The sequence below is a fragment of the Ferrovibrio sp. MS7 genome, from assembly GCF_038404985.1.
Taxonomy (GTDB): Bacteria; Pseudomonadota; Alphaproteobacteria; order Ferrovibrionales; family Ferrovibrionaceae; genus Ferrovibrio; species Ferrovibrio plantarum.
The window spans coordinates 2,337,837-2,358,672 of sequence record NZ_JBBKBA010000001.1 but is presented as its reverse complement, the minus strand read 5'-3'; the positions used below and the strand labels follow the sequence as shown (position 1 = coordinate 2,358,672).

The 20,836-nt window shown below is 64.3% G+C and carries 19 protein-coding genes; 14 read left to right on the top strand and 5 right to left on the bottom strand.

What is annotated here, in order from left to right; genetic code table 11:
- The first annotated feature begins 18 nt into the window (after positions 1–18).
- From V6B08_RS11265 to fliP, 3 genes are all read left to right on the top strand, one after another.
- Positions 19–309 (top strand): EscU/YscU/HrcU family type III secretion system export apparatus switch protein, encoded by a 291-nt coding sequence (locus V6B08_RS11265; RefSeq protein WP_341980690.1) that lies wholly within the window; start codon positions 19–21, stop codon positions 307–309.
- Positions 310–397: 88 nt separating this feature from the next.
- On the top strand, positions 398–760 hold the full coding sequence (locus V6B08_RS11260; RefSeq protein WP_341980689.1) for a hypothetical protein: 363 nt from the start codon (positions 398–400) through the stop codon (positions 758–760).
- A 67-nt stretch (positions 761–827) separates the two neighbouring features.
- Positions 828–1,574 (top strand): flagellar type III secretion system pore protein FliP, encoded by a 747-nt coding sequence (fliP, locus tag V6B08_RS11255; RefSeq protein WP_341981634.1) that lies wholly within the window; start codon positions 828–830, stop codon positions 1,572–1,574.
- Positions 1,575–1,703: 129 nt separating this feature from the next.
- Here the strand turns inward: fliP and V6B08_RS11250 are convergent, their stop codons facing one another.
- The 5 genes from V6B08_RS11250 to V6B08_RS11230 all read right to left on the bottom strand — a co-directional run bounded on the left by V6B08_RS11250 (position 1,704) and on the right by V6B08_RS11230 (position 7,975).
- Complete coding sequence (locus V6B08_RS11250; protein ID WP_341980686.1) at positions 1,704–3,200, bottom strand: ABC transporter substrate-binding protein; 1,497 nt, start codon at positions 3,198–3,200, stop codon at positions 1,704–1,706.
- A gap of 26 nt (positions 3,201–3,226) precedes the next feature.
- Complete coding sequence (locus V6B08_RS11245; RefSeq protein ID WP_341980684.1) at positions 3,227–4,240, bottom strand: P1 family peptidase; 1,014 nt, start codon at positions 4,238–4,240, stop codon at positions 3,227–3,229.
- A 95-nt stretch (positions 4,241–4,335) separates the two neighbouring features.
- Positions 4,336–4,824: a class I SAM-dependent methyltransferase gene (locus V6B08_RS11240; RefSeq protein WP_341980682.1), complete on the bottom strand. Its 489-nt coding sequence runs from the start codon at positions 4,822–4,824 to the stop codon at positions 4,336–4,338.
- An 18-nt stretch (positions 4,825–4,842) separates the two neighbouring features.
- Positions 4,843–5,295, bottom strand: coding sequence for a cyclic nucleotide-binding domain-containing protein (locus tag V6B08_RS11235; protein ID WP_341980680.1), 453 nt, complete (start codon positions 5,293–5,295; stop codon positions 4,843–4,845).
- Between the two features lie 28 nt (positions 5,296–5,323).
- Positions 5,324–7,975, bottom strand: coding sequence for an ABC transporter transmembrane domain-containing protein (locus V6B08_RS11230; protein ID WP_341980678.1), 2,652 nt, complete (start codon positions 7,973–7,975; stop codon positions 5,324–5,326).
- A 187-nt stretch (positions 7,976–8,162) separates the two neighbouring features.
- Here V6B08_RS11230 and V6B08_RS11225 point away from each other — a divergent pair, with 187 nt between their 5' ends.
- From V6B08_RS11225 to V6B08_RS11175, 11 genes are read left to right on the top strand one after another with little or no spacing between them, the layout of a single operon-like run.
- Positions 8,163–9,392: a glycosyltransferase family protein gene (locus tag V6B08_RS11225; protein ID WP_341980676.1), complete on the top strand. Its 1,230-nt coding sequence runs from the start codon at positions 8,163–8,165 to the stop codon at positions 9,390–9,392.
- Positions 9,389–10,621 carry a glycosyltransferase family 4 protein gene (locus V6B08_RS11220; RefSeq protein WP_341980674.1) on the top strand — a complete coding sequence of 411 codons (1,233 nt, stop codon included), beginning with the start codon at positions 9,389–9,391 and terminating at the stop codon, positions 10,619–10,621. The genes V6B08_RS11225 and V6B08_RS11220 overlap by 4 nt, the downstream gene beginning before the upstream one ends.
- 2 nt (positions 10,622–10,623) lie before the next feature.
- The gene (locus V6B08_RS11215) at positions 10,624–11,763 is read left to right on the top strand and encodes a glycosyltransferase family 4 protein (RefSeq protein ID WP_341980672.1); all 1,140 of its coding nucleotides are present in this window, start codon (positions 10,624–10,626) and stop codon (positions 11,761–11,763) included.
- Entirely contained in the window at positions 11,760–12,341 is a 582-nt protein-coding gene (locus tag V6B08_RS11210; RefSeq protein WP_341980670.1) for a histidine phosphatase family protein, read from the top strand. The genes V6B08_RS11215 and V6B08_RS11210 overlap by 4 nt, the downstream gene beginning before the upstream one ends.
- Positions 12,338–13,480 carry a glycosyltransferase family protein gene (locus V6B08_RS11205; RefSeq protein WP_341980668.1) on the top strand — a complete coding sequence of 381 codons (1,143 nt, stop codon included), beginning with the start codon at positions 12,338–12,340 and terminating at the stop codon, positions 13,478–13,480. The genes V6B08_RS11210 and V6B08_RS11205 overlap by 4 nt, the downstream gene beginning before the upstream one ends.
- A complete protein-coding gene (locus V6B08_RS11200) occupies positions 13,477–14,247 on the top strand; it encodes a polysaccharide deacetylase family protein (RefSeq protein WP_341980666.1) in 771 nt (256 codons plus the stop codon). Before V6B08_RS11205 ends, V6B08_RS11200 begins: the two co-directional genes overlap by 4 nt.
- A gap of 23 nt (positions 14,248–14,270) precedes the next feature.
- Positions 14,271–14,783 carry a hypothetical protein gene (locus V6B08_RS11195; protein WP_341980664.1) on the top strand — a complete coding sequence of 171 codons (513 nt, stop codon included), beginning with the start codon at positions 14,271–14,273 and terminating at the stop codon, positions 14,781–14,783.
- On the top strand, positions 14,780–16,681 hold the full coding sequence (locus V6B08_RS11190; RefSeq protein ID WP_341980662.1) for an ABC transporter ATP-binding protein: 1,902 nt from the start codon (positions 14,780–14,782) through the stop codon (positions 16,679–16,681). The genes V6B08_RS11195 and V6B08_RS11190 overlap by 4 nt, the downstream gene beginning before the upstream one ends.
- Positions 16,678–18,582 carry an ABC transporter substrate-binding protein gene (locus V6B08_RS11185; RefSeq protein WP_341980660.1) on the top strand — a complete coding sequence of 635 codons (1,905 nt, stop codon included), beginning with the start codon at positions 16,678–16,680 and terminating at the stop codon, positions 18,580–18,582. Before V6B08_RS11190 ends, V6B08_RS11185 begins: the two co-directional genes overlap by 4 nt.
- A gap of 10 nt (positions 18,583–18,592) precedes the next feature.
- Positions 18,593–19,618, top strand: coding sequence for an ABC transporter permease (locus V6B08_RS11180; RefSeq protein WP_341980657.1), 1,026 nt, complete (start codon positions 18,593–18,595; stop codon positions 19,616–19,618).
- A gap of 1 nt (position 19,619) precedes the next feature.
- Complete coding sequence (locus V6B08_RS11175) at positions 19,620–20,789, top strand: ABC transporter permease (RefSeq protein ID WP_341980654.1); 1,170 nt, start codon at positions 19,620–19,622, stop codon at positions 20,787–20,789.
- Positions 20,790–20,836 lie beyond the last annotated feature (47 nt).

The following is a 20,836-nucleotide window of genomic DNA, read 5'->3' as shown; positions in this document are numbered from 1 at the left end:
CGTCTGAGGGCCTGAGAAATGGCTGACGAGACTGGAAAACCGCCAAAAAAACTAAAGGCCGTAGCCCTGCGCTACGATGCCGCAAAGGAAGATGCGCCTCGCGTGGTGGCCAATGCCCAAGGGCATATGGCGGAACAAGTGATCCGCATTGCCATGGATAACGGCATCACCATCCGCCAGGATTCGGACCTGGTGGAGATCCTCGGCAAGCTCGATATCGATACCCTGATCCCGGTCGAGGCCTTCGCCGCCGTGGCGGAAATCCTCAGCTACATCTACCGCACCCAGGGCAAGACGCCGGGCGCTTAAGCCCGCGGACCAATCTTCCTTGACCCGACCCAATCTTCCTTGACGCGAATCGGGCGTGGCACGCACATTCGACCGAAGCAGGAGCACCATGGACCAGATCGATTATATGCGCGTCGGCATTGGCTTGGGCGTCGTGCTCATCCTGCTCGGGGCGTTCTACTGGGCGATGAAATATTTCGCCGGCAACATGCGTGTCGGCAAATGGCGCAGCGGCCAGCGCATCGGCGTGATCGAACTGGCGCCGGTGGATGGCACGCGCCGCCTCATCCTGGTACGGCGCGACAATGTCGAGCATCTGCTGCTGCTCGGCGATGATGGCGACGTGGTGATCGAAACCGGCATCCCGGTGGCCAAGACCGAAGCCGATACCTTGCCCAAGGCGCCGATGTTCCCTTCCCTGCGCATGCCCGGCCGCGACCCGAACAAGGACGGAGCCAGCGGTGCGGACTGAGATCGCCGCGTGGAAATGCCGGGCTGCCTGGAAACGCCGCGCTGGCTGGCTGCCGGGCAGCATGGTGATGCTGCTCAGCGGTGCCGCGCTCGCCTATGCCGCGCTGGCCTTCTTCGGCCCGGCCATGGCGCAATCGATCAATATCGATCTTGGCGAGGGCACCGGCTCACTCACCGGCCGGGTCATCCAGCTCGTCGCGCTCACCACGGTGCTGACGCTGGCGCCCTCGATCCTGATCGTGCTGACCAGCTTCATCCGCATCGTCGTGGTATTCTCGATCCTGCGCACCGCGCTCGGCACCCAGTCGACGCCGCCGAACACCGTGCTGATCAGCCTGGCGCTGTTCCTCACCTTCTTCATCATGCAGCCGACGCTGGAGCGTTCCTATAACGAAGGCATCCAGCCGCTGATCGAGGAGCGCATCGACCAGCAGACGGCATTTGACCGCGCCGTGGCGCCATTCCACCAGTTCATGCGCGGCCATGTGCGCGAGAAGGATCTGGCGCTGTTCGCCAATTTCGCCCGGCTAGCGCCGCCAGCCAACCCGGAAGCCATCCCGCTGCGCGTGCTGGTGCCGGCCTACATGATCAGCGAGCTTAAACGCGCCTTCGAGATCGGCTTCCTGCTGTTCATTCCCTTCATTGTCGTCGACATGGTGGTGGCCTCCATCCTGATGTCGATGGGCATGATGATGCTGCCGCCAGTGGTGATCTCGCTGCCGTTCAAGCTGATCTTCTTCGTGCTGGTGGATGGCTGGAACCTGGTCTGCGCCGCCCTGGTCGAAAGCTTCATGGGCGCCCCACCGGCGAATTAGGCCGGGTCTTTCAACGTCGCCGGAAAGTCCGCGTAACCAGAAAATGGGATGCCCGCTTTCGCGGGCATGACGGATGCTTCTCAATTGTCATCCTCGCGAAAGCGAGGAGCCCATTTCCTTTAGCGCCCCCTACTCCCAATACACCGCCGAAAGATCGTTGGCGAAGATCGGCGCGCTGGACCAGAAGCCCTTGAGGTTGACCTTGTAGATGGCGACCCGCGAAGCATTGTAGAGCCACACATTGACCGCATCGCGCGACAGCACCCGCTGCATGCGCTGCATGATCTCGGTGCGCTCCTTCCCATCCAGCGTGGTGTTGGCCTGGGCCAGCAGGTTGCGGAATTCCGGGCTGTCATACTGCCAATAGTAATTCGGCTCGGCATACTTGATGATGTCGTTCGGCTCGACATGATTGATGATGGTCAGGTCGTAGTTGAAATTCTTGAACACCACGTCCAGCCACTGCGCCCATTCCATATTCTCGATCTTGGCATTGATGCCGGCCTCCGCCAGCATCGCCGCCACCACTTCGCCGCCACGCCGGGCATAGGCCGGCGGCGGCAGCCGCAGGGTGAGTTCCAGCTTCTCAAGCCCGGCTTCCTTCAAGAGCGCCTTGGCCTTCGCCGGATCATACGGGTAGGCATTCGAGAGATCGACATAGGCCGGATCATGCGGCGGGAAATGGCTGCCGATCACCGTGCCGTAGCCCGACGCCACCGCCTCGATCAGTGCCTTGCGGTCGATGGCATGGGCCAGCGCGCGGCGCACCCGCAGGTCATCCAGCGGCTTGCGCTTGTTGTTGAGCGCCAGCATCACCTCGCCCTCGGTGGTGCCGGTGGTGACGCGGAAACGCTTGTCCTTCTGGAACTGCGGCACATTCTCGCCGCTCATGCCGATCGGGAAACCGTCGATATCGCCGGCCAGCAATGCCGCCACCTGCGCCGCCGGATCGGCGATGATGCGGAAAGTGACGGTCTTGATGCGGATGGCAGCCGGATCGCGGAAATTCGGCTGCGCCGCGAGCGTGACGGAATCGCCTTTCACCCATTTCTCCAGCTTGTAGGGGCCGGTGCCGATGGGATTTATGGCATTGCTGGCGCGGCTGGCCGGCGCGGTGATCACCGCCGTATTCTCACCCAGCGAGAACAGGAAATTCGCATCCGTCTCCTTCAGCTTGATGGTGACGGTGAGCGGATCGGGTGCGCCGATCTCGGCCATGTTGGTGAACACCGCCTTGCGCTTGTTGGTGCTCTGCGCGCCGCCATAGGTCTCGAAGGAGGATTTCACTTCCGCCGAGGTGAGCGGCGTGCCGTCGCTGAACTTCACGCCGGCCTTGAGCTTGAAGGTGAATTCCTTCATGTCGGTGCTGGCGACCCAGCTTTCGGCGAGCAGCGGCGCCACGGTGCCATTCTCGCGGATGCGGGTCAGGCCCTCGAAGATATTGAAATGCGTGATCTCGCCGATGGCGGCGGCCGGCGCCACGGTGGGATCGAGCCCCGGCGGCTCCAGCACCATGCCGAGCGTCACGGTATCCTTCTTCGCTTGCGCCAAGGCACTGGCGCCGGGCAAGGCCAGCAGCAGCGCGGCAATGGCAAGCGTACCGGTGAGGAAATAGCGTCGCAGCATGATGATGCCTCCTGACTTAGCTGTGCTCAAACCCGTTGCAGAATCTGTTTCGCCGCCGGCAGCGCGCCGAGCGGTTCGGCCTCCCAGACGCCGCGCGCCACGGCACGGACCAGGCAATCGGCGGCGATGCTGCCGATGCGCGCCACCAGGCGCGGCAGCATAGCGGCATCATCCGGCTGCCCCTGCCAGGATGGCAGCGACAGGGAGAATACCGTATCGCCATCGAACGGCGTATGCACCGGTCGGATGGCGCGGGCCAGGCCATCATGCGCCATGGTGGCGATGTGGCGCAGGCAACTCTTGTCCAGCCGCGCATTGGTCGCCACCGCGCCGATGCAGGTATGGCCGGCGATGCGGCCCTCGGCGGCGAGTTCATGGTCGAGGGCGCCGGTCTGCGTATCCACGCCGAGCCCGCCGAATTCATTGCCCTGTTCCCAGGGCGCCGCCCAGAAGGCGCGATTGCCTGGCGTCAGCACGCTGCCGACCGCATTCACCGCCACATAGGCGCCGACGATCAGGCCATCATCGCTGACCCAGGAGGCGGAACCGATGCCGCCCTTGATACGGCCGGCCGCCGCGCCAAACCCGGCGCCAGCATTGCCGAGCGCGAAATCGGCGCGTGCCTCGCCACAGGCGGCAATGCCTAAGCGGCGATACGGCGATTCTTCCGGCCAGTCCTTATTCCCGCCATTCATCAGGTCGAACAGGATCGCGGCGGGCACGATTGGAACCCGCAACTGCGCCATGGCGAAGCCCTTGCCCTGACGCGCCAGCGCATGCACCACGCCCGACGCCGCATCGAGGCCAAAGGCCGAGCCGCCCGCAAGGCAGAGGGCGTCGATCTCCGGCATCATCGCCTCGGGCCGCAGCAGATCGGTCTCGCGCGTGCCCGGCGCCCCGCCACGGCAATCGACACTGGCGGCGAAACGCTTATCCGCCAGGATGACGCTGACGCCGCTGCGCACAGCTTCATCGGCGGCCTGGCCGACCAGCAGACCCGGTATATCCGTTATGCGATTGAGCGGCCCTGGCGCGCCCATTCCATCCCTCCCGCAACTGCGAAGGACGTGATGCTAACCAACTACAGTATAGCCGGCCAGGGTTCTGAGAGGCCTAGTTTGTTTGTGAGCGTGCTTTAGAAAATTGTGTAGAGGAAATACCGTTCCGGCGGGATTTCCACCGGTGGCGTCATGACGCTGAGGCGAGGATGCGTCAGACGCTGGTCGGAGAGCACGATGGCGCCAGTGCGGCCCAGGGTCGGCACCAGATCGGACAGCCAGGCGGCCTGGCGCGCATTCGCCGCCGCGTCGCCCGAGCCGGTATCGCAATGGATCAGCGCCGCCACAGCGCCATGGCGCGCGGCGAAGGCAGGCAGCGTGACGGAGAATTCCCCAAGCACCAGCAGATCACCGGCCGGCTTGGATTGCGGATGCGCGTTGTCGGCGCGGTCAAAAGCGTAGATGTCGCGGCCGGGCAGCTTTTCGCGCAGGTGATCGTAGGTGCGGCCATTGCCCAAGCCCACTTCCAGCACCGGGCCAGACACATCGCGGATCGCCTGGGCCGCCCAATCCAGCACGCTACGCTGCGCCGAAAGGCGACGGATGAAACTGTCGAGCCGGCTCACGCGCGCTGCCTCACCCGATCACGAATTCTTTGCGGCAGCAGCGCGCAGGTCGGCGGTGGTGCGCTCCAGGCGCTGCGCCAGCACGCGCATGATCTCGATGGCAATCTGCGGGAAATCGTTGATCAGGCGGAAGAACAGGTCCTTGGCGATGCGCAAGGTCACCAGCTCGGTCTTGGCGGTGACGGTAGCGGTGCGCGGCACGTCGCAGAGGATGGCGATTTCGCCGACGAAATCATTCTGCTTCAGCCGCGCCACGGTGAGCGGGCCATTCGGCGTGTTGACCGAAACATCGGCCTCACCGCCGAAGATGACATAGGCGGCATCGCCGGGATCGCCCTGATTGAACAGCACGTCGCCCGGCTTGTAGGTGATGCGCTGGCTGGTGAAGGCCAGAAGCTTGAGCTTGGCCGGCTCGATCTTGGCGAAAAGCGGGATACGCCGCAGGGCTTCCACTTCTTCGTTCAGGCTCATGGCTCAATCCTTTCGCTCCTGCGGCGGCTCAGCCGGCCAGCAGATGTTTGAATCGCGCGTTATGTTCGGCCAGTTCGGCGAAATTGCCCTGGGCAACCAGATGGCCTTCCTCGAATACCAGCACCATATCGAATCCAGCCGCATCGGCGGCGCGCTGCAAAGACCAGACCAGGCCGGCGCCCTGGCGCTGCTCCAGCATCTGCCGCAGCACGGCGGCATGGCTGCGCGGATCGAGCGAGGCGGTGCTTTCCGACAGCATCAGCCAGTCCGGCTGTTTCAGCAAGGCGCGCGCAATCGCCAGCTTCTGACGCTGCGCCGCGCCGAGCCGGGCACCGGCAATGCCGACCTCGAACTGGAAGCCGACGGCGATGATCGGTTCGCGCAGGCCGCCCTGCTCGATCACATCGGCCATCACGCGACCGATCTTCTCCTGCGCCTGGGCCTGGCCATAGGCGACCCGGCCGAACAGGATGTTGTCGACGATGCTGGCCGAGGCGTTGAAGGTCTCGGGATCGAAAAAGGCAATGCTGGCGCGGCGTTCCGGCGGCAGCGTGTCGGCGAAAATCTTGCGCGCCTTGAGGATCTGTTCGCGCTCGGCCTCGTCGAAATGGCCCAAGCGATGCCGCGCTAGGATCAGCTTGAACGGCAGCGACATCAGCCGCACGCGGTCTTCCTCGCGCAACTGGCCCAGCGCATCGGGCCGCGCGCGCGCCAGCATGTCCTTGTATTCCGGCAGGTCTTCCGACGAGATGAAACTGAATTGCTGGAAGAATTCATGGTCCGGCGGCAGGTCAGCGAACAATTCGACCATGGTGGAGGCCACGTCATAGCCGATCTGCACGAAGCGGTCGCGCAGGCCCACTTCATCGAGCACTTTCAGGATATGCGGATCGCGCGACAGGTTGTCGACATCATAAGCGCCGTCGCGCGCGGTGCCGAACATCAGGTTTTCCGCCACCGTGGCGTTGGAATTGTAGCGCCCGGGATCCCAGCCCTCGACCAGATCGGCAATGTCGCTATCGGCCAGCCGCGAGCGGAAGGCACGCCGGGCCTCCAGCACCTGTTCCGCCAGCCGGAATTGCTGCTTCGGATTGATCGTGCCGCGCATGCCTAGCTGATACACGTCGTCGTCGAAGGCCGCGACTTGCAGCGCCTGGATGGCGCGCTGGGTCAGTTGCTCCGGGCTTTCCGCGCCGGCGCGGCGGTAATCGGTCCAATCGGCATCGACATCGTAGAGGATATTGCCGGATGCCTGCAGTTCGGTCATCTCGCGGGCATAGAGGCGCTTGGCTTCGTCATCGCGCTGCTTCTCATGCACCGGGCGCTGGCGCAGGCCGAGGAACAGGTTGTCGCCCAGCGTGGCGTTGAAGATATGCGCCGAAGCGCCGACATAGGCGAGCTGACGCCCGGTGACGGTTTCCGGCAGGTCGGCCAGCACGCAGCCATTGATCGACACCTTGCCGCGTGTCGGCTCATGCAGCCGCGCCAGGGTCTGGAGGAATTCCTCGCGTCCGCTGCCGCCAACCACGGCGACGCGTGCCGGCCAGGGCAAGGTGACACCGACATTGTCCAGCACCGTCACGCCCTGGTCGTCGCTCAAGGCCAGGCTGCTGGTGACAATCGGGCCGGCCAGCGACACCGGCTCGGCGGGCTCTTCCAGGATGTCGGTCGCGGGCTTGAGGCCCTGCGGCTCGAACTGGCTCACCACCTGTTCGTATTTCTGCTTCACATCCTCGCGGGTCTGGTAGTGGTTCAGCAGCTCCTTCCACGGCGCCGCCATTTCCTTATGCGCGTTCACCGCCGCGATCACGGTACCCACATCCATCTGGCCCTTGATCACGAAATAGCCGCCGATGGTGTAGAAGAAGAACGGCCCAAGCTGCTGGATGAAATTGTTGACGAACTTGATGACGAACTTGCGCTGGAAGATTTCGACGCGGATCCAGTAGCTGACGCCGAGCTTCTTGGAGAAATCCGCCAGCATGCGGTTGGAACCGTCATGGGTATGCAGTTCGACCACACCGGTCACCGTCTCGCCGATGCGGTCCGAGAGCCGGCGCTGGTTCTTGATGCGCTCCTTGCCCAGCGCGCGCACGCGGCGCTGCAGCTTCGGCACGATGTAGAACTGGATCGGATACAGCGCCACCGCCGCCAGCGCCATCACCGGATTCTGAATCAGCAGGAAGCCGAAGATCACCAGCAGCATGCCGCCCTGGAAGATCGGCAGCGCGAAGCTTTCGCCGATGAAGCCGCCAACCGGCTCCACCTCGGCGATGATCATCGGAATGATTTCGCCCTGGCTGGTCTTGCGGAAAGTCGGCAGCGGAAAGCGCAGCACATGGCAGTAGAGGTCATAGCGCAGGCGACGCAGCATGCGTTCGCCGGCAATGCCCTGGAACACGTTGATAGCGTATTTGAATGCCTGCTGCACCAGCACAAGGAACAGGAAGCCAAGGCACAGGACCATCAGGTAATCGACCTTGCCGAGATCCACGATGCCGAGGCCGAAGAGGTCGACGGGGTAATGCACGCCCTTGCCCGCGATGCCCTCGTTGATGATCGTCTTGGGCATCGACAGGTAATAGTAGTAGGGAATGAAGGATGCGACCGATAGCAGGGTAATGATCACCTGCTGACGCAACGAATGCTTGATGATGAATTTGTATAGGTTCTTTTCCACGCCTTGCCCCCTGCGGGTTCCGGCCACTCTATAACAGCCGGCAGGCCGCCGCCAACCGGCACCCCGGCCTTCAGATTCTTATACTTGTGTATGGAATATTAACACGTTAGCTCCCCCCGTTACCCCTTGGCCCGGCCCCGGCCGGCATGCCATAGTCGGGGCAAGTTTCGACCCTCGGGGGGTTCTCATGGTGTCGCGTAGCGACGGAACGCGTGTGCTGATCTACAGCCACGACACGTTCGGCCTCGGCCATTTGCGCCGTTGCCGTACCCTTGGCCATGCCCTGGTCGAGAACAATCCGGATATGTCGGTGCTGATCCTGTCCGGCTCACCGATCATTGGCAGTTTCGATTTCCGCAGCCGGGTCGATTTCGTGCGCATTCCCGGCGTGATCAAGCTACGCGACGGGCAATACACCTCGCTGAGCCTGCCGATCCATATCGAGGATACGCTGAAGCTGCGGGCCGAGATCATCCAGCACACCGCCCAGGCTTTCGATCCCGATATCTTTATCGTCGATAAGGAGCCCCTGGGTCTGCGCGGTGAGGTTGCCGATACGCTGCGCATGCTCAAGACCCGGGGCACCAAGCTGGTACTGGGCCTGCGCGACGTGATGGACGAGCCGAAGGCGCTGGAGCCGGAATGGCGGCGTAAAAATGTGATGCCGGCTTTGCGCAATCTCTATGACCAGATCTGGGTCTACGGCCTGCCACAATTCTGCGACCCGCTGGAAGGCATCGACCTGCCCGAGAAGGTGGCGCGCAAGATCGTCTATACCGGCTACCTGCCGCGCACCTCCGGTGAGCCGCCGAACGAGCACCAGTTGCCCGAAATCACCCAGCGCCCGTTCCTGCTGGTGACGCCGGGCGGCGGCGGCGATGGCGAAGGCCTGATCGAATGGGTGCTGCGCGCCTATGAGAGCAACGAGATGCTGCCCTACCCGGCCCTGCTGGTGCTGGGCCCGTTCATGCAGCGCGAGCGCCGGGCGGAATTCCTCGCCCGCGTGGCACGGCTGCCGCGCGTCGAGGCCATCACCTTCGATGCCCATATGGAGCATCTGGTGCAGAATGCCGTCGGTGTCATCGCCATGGGCGGCTACAACACCTTCTGCGAGATCCTGTCGCTGAACAAGCGCGCCATCATCGTGCCGCGCAAGAAGCCGCGCATGGAGCAGTATATCCGCGCCGCCCGCGCCCAGGAGCTGGGCCTGGTCCGCATGCTGGAAGATGACGAGCGCTATGACGCAGCCGAGATGTCGGCGGCGATCCGCGCCCTGCCGCGCCAGCGCCTGCCTTCCGAAGTGGTGATTCCGGGCCTGCTGGAAGGCCTGGAGAATGTGAACCGTCTGGTGCATCCCTGGCTGCGCCCGACCCCGCGCGAAGCCCCGACCGGCCAGGTGGTCGAGTTCCGCGCGTGAGTCCAGTTCCCGTCGCTTTTGTGCTCAAGGGCTATCCGCGTCTCTCAGAGACCTTCATCGCCCAGGAAATCGCCGCGCTGGAAAAACTTGGCCTCGAGATCATGATCGTCTCGCTGCGCCATCCCACCGATAAGAAGCGCCATGCGCTGAACGACGCCATCCGTGCGCCGATCCTGTATCTGCCGGAATATCTCTACCAGGAACCGCTGCGCGTGCTGCGCGGCTGGTGGCAGGCCCGTCGCCTGCCCGGCTATGGCGAAACGTTGAAACTGTGGTGGCGCGACCTGCTGCGCGACCTGACGCCGAACCGGGCCCGCCGGCTCGGTCAGGCCCTGGTGCTGGCCGCCGAACTGCCCGCGCGTTATCGCCATATCCATGCGCATTTCGTGCACACACCAGGCTCGGTGGCGCGCTACGCGGCGCATCTCTGTGGCCTGCCCTGGACCGCCTCGGCCCATGCCCGCGACCTGTGGACCACGCCAGCCTGGGAGAAGCAGGAGAAACTTGCCGATTGCCAATGGGCCGTCACCTGCAACGCGCATAACATCGCGCATCTGCGCAGCATCAATGCCGCAGAGAAAGTCAGCCTGGTCTATCACGGCATCGATGCCAGCCGCTTTCCTTCGCCACCCGCAGCGCGCCCGGCGCGCGATGGCAGCGACGCCGCCGATCCGGTGCGGCTGGTCTCGGTCGGCCGCGCGGTCGCCAAGAAGGGCTACGACATTCTGCTCGATGCCCTGGCAAAGCTGCCGCGCGACCTGCATTGGCGTTTCGAGCATATCGGCGGCGGGCCATTGTTGCCGGCGCTGAAACAACAGGCGCAGCGGCTCGGCCTTGCCGACCGTATCGCCTGGCGTGGCGCCCAGGCCCAGGATGCGGTGATCGAGGCCTATCGTCAGGCCGATCTGTTCGCGCTGGCGAGCCGACAGGATGGCGATGGCGACATGGATGGCCTGCCGAATGTGCTGATGGAAGCGCAGAGCCAGGGGCTCGCCTGCGTCAGCACCGATCTCTCCGCCATTCCCGAACTGATCCAGCCGGAACGAACCGGGCTGCTGGTGCCGCCCGAAGATGCAACGGCGCTCGCCGCTGCCCTTCAGCGCCTGATCACCGATCCGGCCTTGCGCCAAGGCTTGGGCGAAGCCGGAGCAAACCGGGTGCGCGAGACTTTCAGCATGCAGGCCGGCATTGCCGACCTGGCGCGGCGCTTCGGCCTGGAGGCAGTGTAGCGATGCGCATTGGCTTCTACGCCCCGCTGAAACCGCCCGACCATCCTTCGCCATCCGGCGACCGCCGCATGGCGCGGCTGCTGATGGCGGCGTTGCAGGGCATGGGCCATGAGGTGCAGGTGATCTCCGATCTGCGCACCTATAACAGCGATGGCAATCCGGCACGCGAAACCGGCATCGCGGACGCCAGCACCGCCGAAGTCTCGCGCCTGACGCGGGTTTTCTCCGGCCCGCCGGCGTCCTTGCCGGACCTGTTCTTCACCTATCACGTCTATCACAAGGCCGCCGATTATATCGGCCCGGCGCTGAAGCAGCGCTTCGGCAAGCCTTACGTGATCGCCGAGCCTTCGGTGGCACCGAAGCGCGCCAATTCCGCCTGGGCCAAGGGCTATGTGCAGGCGGCCAATGCCATCCGCATGGCCGATGCGCTGTTCTGCCTCACCAACCTGGACCGCACCTGCGTCGAGCGCCTGGCCGGCGCGGAGCGGGTGTATTCGCTGCCGCCCTTCCTCGATGCGCAACCCTATGCCCGCGTGCTGGCGCACCGCGATGCGCTGCGCCCGGTCTGGGGCCAGCGCTATCGCCTGCCCACCGACGAGCCCTGGCTGCTGGCTGTCGGCATGATGCGGCCGGGCGACAAGCTTGCCTCCTTCCGCGCGCTCGGCGACGTGCTGCGCCGCGCGCTGCATAAACCCTGGCGGCTGCTGGTGGTGGGGGACGGCTCGGCACGCGCCGATGTGGAAGCCGCCCTGGCGCCGCTTGGTGCGCGCGCCACCTTCACCGGGCTGCTGACGCCGGAAGAACTCGCAGGCGTCTATGCCGTGAGCGATCTCTATGTCTGGCCGGCGGTGAATGAGGCCTATGGCATGGCCTTGCTGGAAGCCCAGGCCTGCGGCCTGCCGGTGCTGGCTTCCGATACGCGCGGCGTGCCCGATATCGTCAAGACCGGCGAAACCGGCTGGCTGACGCCGATGGATGATTGGCCGGCGATGGCGGTGGCGCTCGGCGACCTGCTGGATGCGCCGGGCCGGCTGGCACGCATGCGCGAGGCGGCACTGAGCAATGTCGCCATGGAGCATGACATCCCGGCGGCGCAGCGCCATTTCCATGCCGTGTTCCGTAAACTCGGCCTGCCGGCATGACGCTGCTCGCGCTCTACCGCCATACCCGCACCGCCTGGAACGAAGCCGGCCGGCTGCAAGGCCGCGCCGATATTCCGGCACTCGATAGCGCGCTGGCGAAACTGCAACAGCAGAAGCTGCCTGCGCCCTACGATGCCTGGCCGTGGTTCACCAGCCCGCTGATCCGCACGCGGCAGACGGCAAAAGCCCTCGGCCTTGAACCGGCGCCTGACGCCGCATTGATCGAGACCCATTGGGGCGAGTATGAAGGCAAGACGCTGGACGACCTGAGTCATCTCGGCGATTTCCTGGAGAATGAATCGCGCGGCCTGGACCTGCAGCCGCCGAATGGCGAAAGCCCGCGCCAGGTGCAGGACCGCCTCAAGCCCTGGCTGCGCGCCCGTGCCGAAGCCGGCGTGAATTGCGGCGCCATGAGCCACAAGGGCGTAATCCGTGCCATACTGGCGCTGGCCTATGACTGGCCGATGCTGGGCAAGCCGCCGGTGAAGCTGGACTGGACCTGCCTGCATGTCTTCCGCCTGGAGGCCGACGGCTTGCCGCGCCCCGAACAGATGAATATTCCGCTGGTGCCGCGATGAGTGCCAAAGTCCTGATCTATGTGCAGCATCTGCTTGGCGTCGGCCATCTGCACCGCGTCGCCGCGATTGCCCGCGCGCTGGCCCGCGCCGACTTCGAGGTGCTGCTGGTTTCCGGCGGCTATCCCGATCCGACACTGGGCAAGCTGGATGGTATCCGCTTCGCACAATTGCCGCCGGCTCGCGCCGCCGATGCCAGTTTCCGCATCATCCTCGATTTCGCCGGCAACCGCGTCGATGATGCCTGGTGGGAACAGCGCCGCGCCGAGCTTTACCGCCTGTTCGATGAGTTCCAGCCGGCGGCCGTGATCACCGAACTGTTTCCCTATGCGCGCCGGCCGATGCGGCATGAATTGCTGCCCTGGCTGGCGCATATCCGTTCGAGCAAAGCGCGCCCGCTGGTGCTGAGTTCGGTGCGCGACATCCTGGTCGACCGCACCAAGCCAGAGCGCGACCTGGATGTGCTGGCCTGGCTGGAAAACCATTACGACGGCACGCTGATCCACGGCGACCCGCGTTTCATCCCGTTCGAGCAGACTTTCCCGCTGGCTGGCCGCATCACCACCCCGTTGCATTACACCGGCTATATCGTCGAGCAATCCGAATTGCAGCCGACCGAGGCCGGGCGCGATGAAGTGCTGGTCTCGGCCGGCGGCGGCGCGGTCGGCATGCCGCTGTTCCGCACGGCCATCGCCGCGCGGCCACTCTCGCGGGCGCGCGATCTCACCTGGCGCCTGCTGGTAAGCCGGCAGGAAAGCGCCGAGGATGTGGCGGCCTTGCGCGCCATGGCACCCGATGGCGTGATCGTCGATTGGGCGCGGCCGGATTTCCCCAGCATGCTGCGGCATTGCCGCGTCTCGATCAGCAAGGCCGGCTACAACACGGTGATGGAAACACTCGCCGCCCGCGCCCGCGCCGTGGTGGTGCCGTTCTCGGGCGGCGACGAGACCGAGCAGGCCCTGCGCGCCGACCTGCTGCGCCAGCGCGGCGCAGTGCAGGCCCTGCGCGAGTCCGAGGCAACGCCGGCGGCGCTGGCCGAGGCTGTCGACCGCGCCCTGGACATGGCTTTGCCCGACAAGCCGGTGCTGGACCTGGATGGCGCCGCCAACACGGCTGCCCTTCTCCACCGGCTGCTCGCGTGAGTAACTGGGCAGCACTTGATGCCGAACTCGATGCCTGGGCGACGCTGGGCCGCAAAGCCCTGTTCTGGTGGCGCGACGATGATGCCGGCGCACTGACGCCAGAATTGCAGCGGCTGCTGGACCTGCAGGCGGCAAACGCTGCGCCGCTCAGCCTGGCGGTGATCCCAGCCCGCGCCGGCGCCGAGCTGGCCCAGGCGCTGCGGGGCCGTGACTCGATTGCTGTACTGCAACATGGTTTCGCGCACCGGAACCATGCCCCGGCGGGCGAGAAGAAGGCGGAATTCCCCAGTGCCCGCCCGGCCCAGGAAGCCCTGGCCGACCTGCGCCAGGGCCGCGAAAGCTTGAAAAAACTGTTCGGTATCGGCCTGCGCCCGGTGCTGGTGCCGCCCTGGAACCGCATCGCGCCCGCCCTGCTGCCACATCTGCCGCGCCTGGGGCTGCATGGCCTTTCCACCTACAAGGCGCGCGAGGAAGCATGGGCGGCGCCGGGCCTGATGCAGGTGAATACCCATCTCGATCCGGTGGATTGGCGCCAGGGTGCGGGTTTTCTCGGTGAAGCCGCCTGCCTCGACCAGGCGCTGCGCCAGCTTCGTCTGGCGCGGGAAACCCCTGATGCCGAGCCGCTCGGCCTGCTCACCCACCATGCGCAGCAGGATGAGGCGACCTGGGCTTTCACCGCCCGCTTCATTGCCCATACCCAGGCGCATCGCGCCGCGTTCTGGGTGGATATCGATACGGCCTTCGGCGCCGGGCCGCCACCGGGTTAATTTTTGCACGTAATATCCCTGTCATGACCCGGCTGTACTACCCGCTGCATCACCTCTGGCGCGACCATCTCCGCGCCTGGCCCGCGCTCGCCTTTTGCCTCGCTCTGATGTTGTTTAACTCCCCTATATCTGTCATCTTTTTCCTACTTGGCGGCGTGAGCCTGCTGCTGGCCTGGCTGGGCTGCCACACGCTGTGGCGCCAACAGATCGAGTTCGAACTCGACGACCTGGGCGTGGCACGGATCAGTCGCTGGGGCCTGGCGTCTCGGCGGCGCGTGGCCTGGGAGGAATTACGCAGCGTCCGGCTGCGCTACTACTCCACCAGGCGCGACCGCAGCGGCGGCTGGATGACGGTGAGTATAACGGGCCGCGGGGGAACAACATTGCGCGCCGATAGCGACCTTGAGGGATTCGAGCGTCTTGCTGCCGTGGCTCTGGCGGCTGCTGACAAACTTGGCCTGACGCCGGATGCCGACACCTTGAACAATGCCCGCCTGCTGCAGGCCGGCGCCTTGCACGACGAGGCCAGGGCATGAGTGCCGCCGATGACTTCACCCCGGTGATCGACGTTCGCGACCTGCGGGTGCAGTTCCGCGTCTCCGAAGGCGTGATCAAGGCGGTGGATGGCATCAGCTTCCGCGTCCCACAGGGCAAGACCGTGGCTTTGGTGGGCGAGTCCGGCAGCGGCAAGTCAGTGGTCAGCCAGGCGATCATGGGCATCCTGCCGCGGGCGGCACACATCGCCAGCGGCGAGATCCTGTTCCGCGACCCGGCGCGGAGCGGCACCATTGTCGATATCGCCAAGCTGCAGCGCGATGGCGATGAGATGCGCAAGCTGCAGGGCGGCCGCCTCTCGATCATCTTCCAGGAGCCGATGACCTCGCTGTCGCCGCTGCACACCATCGGCAACCAGGTGACGGAAGCCCTGCGGCTGCACCGCAACGCCAGCCAGGAAGAGGCCGACAAGCTCGCCACCGACATGCTGCGCCTGGTCGGCTTCCCCGATCCGGCCCGCGCCATGAACACCTATGCCTTCGAGCTTTCCGGTGGCCTGCGCCAGCGCGCCATGATCGCCATGGCGCTGGTCTGCCGCCCGGCCCTGCTGATCGCCGACGAGCCGACCACGGCGCTGGACGTGACGATCCAGGCGCAGATCCTGAAACTGATCAAGGACCTGCAGACCGAACTCGGCATGGCAGTGCTGATGATCACCCATGATCTCGGTGTTGTTGCCAACATGGCCGACGAGATTGTGGTGATGTACCACGGCAAGGTGATGGAGCGCGGTTCGCTCGACGACATCTTCCGCCATCCCGAACATCCCTATCTCAAGGCGCTGCTGAATGCCGTGCCGCGCTTCGACATGAAGCCGGGCGAACGGCTGGTGCCGATCCGCGAAATCAAGGCGGAAGTTGGCGGTATGCTGAAGCGCCGCGCACCCGTGGCCGAACAGGCCGGCAAGCCGCTCTTGGAAGTGAGCGGCCTGACCAAGCGCTTCTCCATCCGCAAGGGCGGTTTTTTCAGTGGCAAGTCGAATGCCGTGGCGCTGGCGGTGGATGATGTCAGCTTCGCCGTGCAGCGCGGCGAATGCTTAGGGCTGGTGGGCGAAAGCGGCTGCGGCAAGACCACCACCAGCAAGATGATCATGCGGGCGCTGACGCCGGACGAAGGCAGCATCCGCTTCCATGGCGGCGATCAGGATGTTGATGTGCTGCAACTGGAAGGCCAGGCGCTGTTCGACTTCCGCCGCAAGGTGCAGTTCATCTTCCAGGACCCGTTCTCCTCGCTCAATCCGCGCATGACGGTGTTCGACATCGTGTCCGAGCCGCTGGTGATCCACCAGATCGGCGACGAAACGGAGCGGTTCGAGCGCGTGAAGGAATTGATGACCCTGGTCGGCCTGGATGTGCGCCACCTGCGCCGCTATCCGCACAGTTTCTCCGGCGGCCAGCGCCAGCGCATCGGCATCGCCCGCGCGCTCGCCTTGCAGCCGGAATTGCTGATCTGCGACGAGCCGGTTTCGGCACTCGACGTGTCGATCCAGGCCCAGGTACTGAACCTGCTGAAGGACCTGAAGAAGGAACTCGGCCTCACCTACCTGTTCATCTCGCACAATCTCGCCGTGGTCGATTATATCGCCGACCGCATCGCGGTGATGTGCGCCGGCCGGCTGGTGGAACTGGCGCCGCGCGAATTGCTGTTCAAGCGCCCGGTGCATCCCTACACCAAGGCATTGCTTGCCGCCGTGCCGAAGCCGGATCCGAATGCCCGGCTCGATCTCAAGCTGCTGATGGAAGGCAAGGCCTCCATCCCCGCAGCCTGGCCCGCCCCTTTCACCATTGATGGCACCACGCGCCCCGCCCTGATCGATCTCGGCGAGGGCCATTACGTTCGGGCTGCGGCTTCCGCCGATGCCCGGGAGCTTGTGGCATGAAACACTTCGCCCGCGCCGCCCTTCTGCTCGCCGCTCTCACTACCACATCCACCACGGCAGCCTGGGCACAGGTGACGCTGAAGGAAACCGCTTCGCTGGCCGCCGATGTCGGCGCCGGCAAGCTGCCGCCGATTGAAAAGCGGCTGCCGGAAAAGCCGATGCTGGTGGAGTTCAAGCCGCCCTACAAGATCGGCCAGCAGGGTGGCGAAATGCGCACCCTGATCGGCCGCGCCCGCGAATTGCGACTGCTCAACACCATCAGCTACAACCGCCTGGTGGTCTATAACGAGAAATACGATTTCGTGCCGGACCTCTGCGAACGCTTCGAGGTGGAGGACGAGCGGGTTTTCACCTTCCATCTGCGCAAGGGCCATAAATGGTCCGATGGCTCGCCCTTCACGGCGGAGGATTTCCGCTACTACTGGGAAGATATCGCCAACAATCCGGAATTGAGCCCTTCGGGCCCGCCGGTCGACCTGCTGGTGGATGGCGAGCGGCCGCTGGTGGAATTCCCCGACGCCTATACCGTCCGCTATAGCTGGAAGCAGCGCAACCCGCGCTTCCTGCCGCGCATTGCCGGCACCTCGGCCTTCTATCTCTACCGCCCCTCCACCTACCTGAAGAAATACCACGCCAAATACGCCGATCCGGCGGCGCTGGCGAAGCTGGCGGCGGCCGAGAAGCGCGCCAACTGGGCGGCGTTGCACAACAAGATCGACAACATGGTGGAGAACGACAACCCGGACCTGCCGACGCTGGATGCCTGGATGATCCAGACCCGGCCGCCATCGATCCGCTTCGTTGCCGTGCGCAATCCCTATTACCACCGCGTCGATGCCAATGGCGTACAACTGCCCTATCTCGACCGCGTGGTGCTGGCCCAGGCCGACCCGAAGCTGATCCCGGCCAAGGCCGGTGCCGGCGAGGCCGATGTGCAGTTCCGCACCATCGCCTTCTCCAATTTCACCTTCCTGAAAGAGAACGAGAAGCGCGCCGGTTACCGCACCCTGCTGTGGAAGACCGCCAAGGGCTCGCATTTCACCATCTTCCCGAATTTCAACGTGAATGATGCCACTTGGCGCAAGCTGGTGCGCGACGTGCGCTTCCGCCGCGCGCTCTCGCATGGCATCGACCGCGAGGCGGTGAACCAGTCGCTGTTCTACGGCCTGGCGCAGGAAGCCAACAACACCGTGCTGCCCGACAGCCCGCTGTTCCGCCCGATGTATCAGACCCGCGACATCGAGTTCGACATCGCCAAGGCGAACAAGCTGCTGGATGAACTGGGGCTTGCCAAGCGTGGCGCCGATGGCATCCGCCTGCTGCCCGATGGCCGACCGATGGAAATCATCATCGAGACCGCCGGCGAGGTTTCCGAGCAGATCGACATCCTGGAACTGATCGCCGAAAGCTGGCTCAAGCTCGGCATCAAGATGTTCCCGAAGCCGAGCCAGCGCGACGTGCTGCGCAACCGCATCTTCGCCGGCGAGGCATTGATGAGCGTGTGGTCGGGCCTGGAGAATGGCGTGCCGAATGCCGCCGCCAGCCCGTCCGAACTGGCGCCGACCTCGCAGTTCCAGTTGCAATGGCCGAAATGGGGCCAGTTCTATGAGACCAAGGGCCAGAATGGCGAAGCGCCGGACATGACCGAGGCCAAGGAACTGCTGAAGCTGAACGAGGACTGGACCGAGGCCGGCGACCTGACGACGCGCGAGCAGATCTGGCACCGCATGCTCACCATCCATATGGACCAGATGTACACCATCGGCGTGATCACCGGCGTGTTCCAGCCGATCGTGGTGAACCGCAAGCTGGCCAATGTGCCCGATGAAGGCATCTACAACTGGGATCCCGGCGCACTGATCGGCATGTACCGGCCGGAAATTTTCTGGATGAAGCAGTGAGCGCCATTCCATGCTGATGTACCTGGCCCGCCGGCTGCTGCTGATGATCCCGACCTTGCTGATCATCAGCGCCTTGATCTTCATCATCATCAAGCTGCCGCCCGGCGACTTCCTCAGCAACCAGATTGCCGAGCTGCGCGCCCAGGGCGAAGGCTCGGCGATGGAGCGTGCCGAATACCTGCGCCACCAATATGCACTGGACCGCAGCCTGATCGAGCAATACGCCATCTGGATGGGCTTCATTCCTGGCCCGAACGGCTTTGCCGGCCTGCTGCAGGGCGATTGGGGCTGGTCGTTCGAGTATAACCGGCCGGTGAGCGAGTTGATCGGCGACCGCCTGGTGATGACGGCGGTGATCAATTTCTTCACCATCCTGTTCGTCTACATCGTCTCCTTCCCGATCGGCGTCTATTCCGCCACGCGGCAATATAGCTGGGGCGATTACGGCTTCACCCTGCTCGGCTATCTCGGCCTCGCGACGCCGAATTTCCTGCTCGCTTTGGTGATGCTGTATTATTTCAACATCTGGTTCGGCATGAGCATCGGCGGCCTGGTGGACGAGCATCTGATTGATGCACCCTGGGGCTGGGAGAAATTCAAGTCGCTGATGGCACATATGATCGTGCCGGTGGTGGTGATCGGCACGTCCGGCACGGCGGCGATGATCCGCCGCCTGCGCGCCAACCTGCTAGATGAATTGCAGAAGCAGTATGTCACCACCGCGCGCGCCAAGGGCGTGCCACCGATTAAGCTGCTGGTGAAATACCCGATCCGCATGGCGCTGAATCCGTTCATCGCCGATATCGGCAACCTGCTGCCGCATATGGTGTCCGGCTCGGTGATCGTTTCGGTGGTGATGAGCCTGCCGACCGCAGGCCCGATGCTGCTCGGCGCGCTGCAATCGCTGGATCAGTATCTCGCCGGCTCGTTCCTGATGTTCCTGGCGGTGCTGACCGTGTTCGGCATGCTGGTTTCCGATATTCTGCTGGCCCTGCTCGATCCGCGCATCCGGCTCACCGGCGGCAAGGCCAAGTAGCATGACCGACAGCACCAACGACACCCGCCTGCAACACTGGGTCTCGAAGGAGCCCTTCGATCCCTATTCCGTCGAGAAGCTGTCGCCGGAGCAGGAGCGCTACTACCAAGCTTCGCAATGGCAGATGATGTGGTGGAAGTTCAAGCGCCACCGCCTCGGCGTCTGGAGCGCCGTGATCCTGCTGCTGATCTATGGCTCGACGCTGATTTCCGAATTCATCGCGCCTTACAATGTGCAGACTCGCAACGCCCGCGCCATCTACGCGCCGCCGAGCGAGATCCACCTGTTCCATGAGGGCGAGTTCGTCGGCCCGTTTGTCTATGGCCTGCGCTTCAAGCTCAATGTCGATACGCTGAAACGCGAATATACCGAGGATACGCGGCGCGTGCTGCCGCTGCGCTTCTTCTGCCAGGGCGATGCCTACCAGTTCTGGGGCATGATCCCGATGCGCTTCCACTTCGTCTGCCCGGCGGAGGATGGGCATTTCTACCTGATGGGCACCGACCGGCTCGGGCGCGACATCTACTCCCGCATCGTCTACGGCACCCGCATCTCGCTTACCGTCGGCCTGATCGGCATCGCCATCAGCTTCATCATCGGCATCGTGCTGGGCGGCATCTCTGGCTATTACGGCGGCTGGATCGACAATGTGATCCAGCGCATGATCGAAATCATCCGAAGTTTGCCCGAACTGCCGCTCTGGATGGCGCTATCCGCCGCCCTGCCGGTCACCTGGTCGCCGATCCTGGTCTATTTCGGCATCACCATCATCCTCGGCCTACTCGACTGGCCGGGCCTCGCCCGCGCCGTGCGCTCCAAACTGCTCAGCTTGCGCGAGGAGGATTTCTGCACTGCCGCGCAGCTCATGGGCGCCAGCCCCAGCCGCATTATCGGCCGTCACCTGATGCCAAGCTTCATGAGCCACCTGATCGCCTCGGCAACGCTGTCGATCCCGTCCATGATCCTGGGCGAGACGGCTTTGTCCTTCCTCGGCCTTGGCCTGCGGCCGCCAATCACCTCCTGGGGCGTGCTGCTGAACGAGGCGCAGAATATCAACGTGGTGGCGCTTTACCCGTGGCTGATGGCCCCGGCCATTCCGGTCGTCCTGGTGGTTTTGGCCTTCAACTTCTTCGGCGACGGGTTGCGCGACGCAGCCGATCCCTATCGTTGATGCCGCCGCTTTGCGCCTAAAAGTTCAGCAACCCTTGGTGGTTGTTT